This is a genomic window from Pseudomonas folii, from assembly GCF_014357575.1.
In the GTDB taxonomy this organism is placed as follows: Bacteria; Pseudomonadota; Gammaproteobacteria; order Pseudomonadales; family Pseudomonadaceae; genus Aquipseudomonas; species Aquipseudomonas folii.
Map to the genome: position 1 here is coordinate 1 of NZ_JACONW010000264.1, position 3,724 is coordinate 3,724.

At 59.8% G+C, this 3,724-nt stretch carries 4 protein-coding genes; 1 reads left to right on the forward strand and 3 read right to left on the reverse strand.

The genetic code is table 11. The features are described 5' to 3' along the window. Positions 1-548: 548 nt before the first annotated feature. The 3 genes from H8S59_RS26410 to H8S59_RS26420 all read right to left on the reverse strand — a co-directional run bounded on the left by H8S59_RS26410 (position 549) and on the right by H8S59_RS26420 (position 2,669). Positions 549-1,148: an HAD family hydrolase gene (locus H8S59_RS26410; protein WP_187523318.1), complete on the reverse strand. Its 600-nt coding sequence runs from the start codon at positions 1,146-1,148 to the stop codon at positions 549-551. Then, positions 1,145-2,014, reverse strand: a complete 870-nt coding sequence (gene tesB, locus H8S59_RS26415) for an acyl-CoA thioesterase II (RefSeq protein WP_095101778.1) — start codon at positions 2,012-2,014, stop codon at positions 1,145-1,147. Before tesB ends, H8S59_RS26410 begins: the two co-directional genes overlap by 4 nt. An 85-nt stretch (positions 2,015-2,099) precedes the next feature. Beyond that, positions 2,100-2,669: a GNAT family N-acetyltransferase gene (locus tag H8S59_RS26420; RefSeq protein ID WP_095101780.1), complete on the reverse strand. Its 570-nt coding sequence runs from the start codon at positions 2,667-2,669 to the stop codon at positions 2,100-2,102. Positions 2,670-2,791: 122 nt separating this feature from the next. Between H8S59_RS26420 and H8S59_RS26425 the strand changes: the two genes are divergently transcribed. Beyond that, a complete protein-coding gene (locus H8S59_RS26425; RefSeq protein ID WP_187523319.1) occupies positions 2,792-3,709 on the forward strand; it encodes a histone deacetylase family protein in 918 nt (305 codons plus the stop codon). The last annotated feature ends 15 nt before the right edge of the window (positions 3,710-3,724 follow it).

Consider the following 3,724-nt stretch of genomic DNA (forward strand, 5'->3'; position numbering starts at 1 on the left):
CAGCCCTCCCGAATGAATCCGGTCCTACCAAGGTTGGCGCATGGCCGCTGGACCGGTAGGAGCGAACTTGTTCGCGAGGGGGGATGGTGCATCCGCAGCCTGTGTATCGCCTGAAATTCAGCCCTCCCGAATAAATTCGGTCCTACCGAGGTTGGCGCATGGACGCTGGACCGGTAGGAGCGAACTTGTTCGCGAGGGGGGCGGTGCATCCGCAGCCTGTGTATCGCCTGAAATTCAGCCCTCCCGAATGAATTCGGTCCTACCGAGGTTGGCGCATGGCCGCTGGACCGGTAGGAGCGAACTTGTTCGCGAGGGGGGGCGGTGCATCCCCAGCCTGTGTATCGCCTGAAATTCAGCCCTCCCGAATGAATTCGGTCCTACCGAGGTTGGCGCATGGCCGCGGGACCGGTAGGAGCGAACTTGTTCGCGAGGCGCGCAGACCGGTTTGCAGACATGCACCGCGTTATCGCTCATCGCGGGCAAGCCCAGCTCCCACAGGATTCACTGATGACGTGGGGAAACATAGAATCTTCCACAGGGATTGCATCTCAGCTCACATGACTCAGCAAAGCCCTTATCTCCCCACAATCCTGCGCATGCCAGTCGGCCAACTCCGGCCAAGGGTTTTCCGGCAGGTTGACCAGAATGGTCTTGGTGCCCGCCGCACGCCCGCAATCCAGGTCAAAGCGGTAATCCCCCACCATGACCATCTGCGCGGCAGGCACCTGCCAGGCGTTGGCGAAGTGCAGTAATCCCGCAGGATCCGGTTTATGCGGTGCTTCGTCGCGACCGAGAACATCCTCCACCGCAAAGCACTCCGCCAGACCGATGGCCTCCAGCGTCACATGGGCCAGCTCCCGGGCGTTGCGGGTCAGGATGCCCAGACGATAACCACGCCCGGCCAGATCCCGCACCAGTTCAACCGCACCGGGCGCAGCTTGTGAGGCCAGGGCCAGTTCCCGCTCATGCTCCAACAGCCAGGCATGCTTGGCTGCGGCGACATCGGCAGGCAACGTCGCGAGATGCCCGAGGATGTCGTGATCCTGCGGGATATCCAGCGCACGCTTGATCGCCGGGAAATCATGGGCGGCCACGGTTAGCGTGCCATCCATATCGAATACCCAGTGGCGAATTCCGGAAAGACTCATGCCCAGTCCTTGCGATGACGAATCAAACCTTCCTGGCTGACCGATGCCACCAGTTGCCCGGCGCGGTTGTAGACGCTGCCACGAGAGAAACCACGGGAATTGCCAGCCCATGGACTGTCCATGGCATACAGCAACCAGTCATCCGCACGCAGATCACCGTGGAACCACAGCGAATGGTCGAGGCTGGCGACCTGCATATCCTTCTGCCAGACCGTCTTGCCATGGGGCAGCAAGGAAGTAGTCAGCAGGTTGAAGTCCGACGCGTAAGCCATCAGGTATTTGTGCATCGCAGGCACTTCCGGCAGCGTGCCGTCGGTGCGGAACCAGATGTACTTCACCGGCTCGGTTGGCTGGGGGTTGTAAGGATCGAGAGCAGTAACCGGGCGAAACTCGATAGGCTTGGGGCAGAGCATCTTGTCGCGCATGGACTCAGGAATCAGGTGCGCCCGTTGCTGCATCAGCTCCAGCTCTGAAGGCAGGTTTTCCGGACCGACGATTTGCGGCATCGACGTCTGATGCTCAAAACCCTGCTCGTCGTATTGGAACGAAGCGCTGCAGGTAAAGATCGGCTGGCCTTTCTGGATCGCCGTCACCCGGCGCGTGCTGAAGCTGCCGCCATCGCGAACCCGATCCACCTGATAAACCACCGGCAAACCGGCATCCCCCGGACGCAGGAAATAACCGTGCAAAGAGTGCACGTGCCTTGCGTCTTCAACGGTCTGGCTGGCGGCCGACAGCGACTGGCCCAGAACCTGACCGCCAAACAGCTGGCGAAAGCCAAGGTCCTGACTGCGGCCACGGAACAGGTTTTCTTCAATCGGCTCCAGGCTTAACAGCGCCACCAGATCATCCAACACTTGACTCATTCATTACTCCTCGCACAAACGGTTCGCCCGCCTATCAAGCGTGACAAAAGCTGAAATGATACAGAATTTAACGGCTTCAGCCCCTTCAAGCTTGCAGCGTATCCAGCCATTGTTGGCGAGTGATGCGATACAGCACGTGGGGTTGCAACGGATGTCCTGACGGGACGTTCGGATGTTCGAAGTCATCGACCGGGTCCGTGGTCATGCCAATTGCCTGCATCACTTTCTGCGAAAGCTCATTGGTTTGCGCCGTGAACGACACGATCTCGTCCACACCCAAATGCTCAAAACCACAGCCCAACGCCGTCCAGGCAGCTTCGCTGGCGTAACCAAACCCCCAGTGCTCACGAGCCAGACGCCAGCCAATCTCTATCGCCGGGGTAAAGTGTGATTCAAAATTCACCACGCCCAGCCCGGTGAAGCCAATGAACTGGCCGGTGTCCTTGCGCTCCAGCGCCCACAAGCCAAATCCCAGCTCAGCAAAGTCCCCGCGTATGCGGCCGATCAGTGCAGCACTTTCCAGATAACTCAAAGGCTCAGGAAAATAGCGCATGACATTGGGGTCCGCACACATGTCGGCAAACGCCTGTAAATCGTCATCCCGCCATTGGCGCATCATCAATCGCGCACTCTCGAGTTTAAGAATCGGCTCCATCGGTTTCTCCATTAACCGGTCAGTCACTGTGTCGGCCAGTGTAGCCTTGCGTTGTTTCACAAAGCTGGGCGTTCAGGGGCAATGCTGGCACTATCCGGCTTCGACCCTTGAACGGACCCGAAATGTCCCTGCCGCTCATCTATCACGAGGATTACAGCCCGGACTTCCCGGCTGATCATCGTTTTCCCATGGACAAGTTCCGCCTGCTGCACGATCACCTGATCGACAGCGGCCTGACCAGCGACGCCGCCTTGCTGCGACCGCAGATATGCCCGAACGACATTCTGGCACTGGCTCATGACCCCTCTTACATACGTCGTTACATGGAAGGTGACTTATCCCGCGAAGACCAGCGACGTCTCGGTCTGCCGTGGAGCGAGGACCTGGCGCGGCGCACGGTACGCGCCGTGGGCGGTTCGCTGCTGACCGCTGAACAGGCCCTTCAGCATGGGCTGGCGTGTCATCTGGCGGGAGGCACCCACCACGCGCATTACGACTACCCCGCCGGATTCTGCATTTTTAATGATCTGGCGGTGATCAGTCATTACCTGCTGCAAAGCGGCCGCGTCGGCAAAGTCCTGATTTTCGATTGCGACGTGCATCAGGGCGACGGCACGGCTCGGATTCTCGCGGCTACCGAGGACGCGATCACTGTGTCGCTGCATTGCGAAAAGAACTTTCCGGCGCGCAAAGCCGAAAGCGATTGGGACATCCCGCTGCCGATGGGCATGGGTGATGGCGAATACCTGAAAGTCGTCGATGACACGCTTAACTACCTGTTGCCGTTCCATCAGCCGGACCTGGTGCTTTACGATGCGGGCGTCGATGTCCATCAGGATGACGCCCTGGGTTATCTCAAACTGACCGACGCCGGAGTGGCCGCCCGCGACGAAGCGGTGTTGCGCCACTGCATCGGGCGCAACATCCCGGTCATGGGGGTGATCGGCGGCGGCTACAGCAAAGACCGCCAGGCCCTGGCGCGCAGACACGGGATCCTGCATCACAGCGCGCAGCGGGTCTGGGTGTCGGAGGGGTTGTGAGCCCTGCCTCATGAC

Excerpts from the sequence above, each read along its gene's own strand:
- H8S59_RS26410 (WP_187523318.1), bottom strand. The coding sequence starts at position 1,148 with ATGAGTCTTTCCGGAATTCGCCACTGGGTATTCGATATGGATGGCACG.
- tesB (WP_095101778.1), bottom strand. The coding sequence starts at position 2,014 with ATGAGTCAAGTGTTGGATGATCTGGTGGCGCTGTTAAGCCTGGAGCCG.
- H8S59_RS26420 (WP_095101780.1), bottom strand. The coding sequence starts at position 2,669 with ATGGAGCCGATTCTTAAACTCGAGAGTGCGCGATTGATGATGCGCCAA.
- H8S59_RS26425 (WP_187523319.1), top strand. The coding sequence starts at position 2,792 with ATGTCCCTGCCGCTCATCTATCACGAGGATTACAGCCCGGACTTCCCG.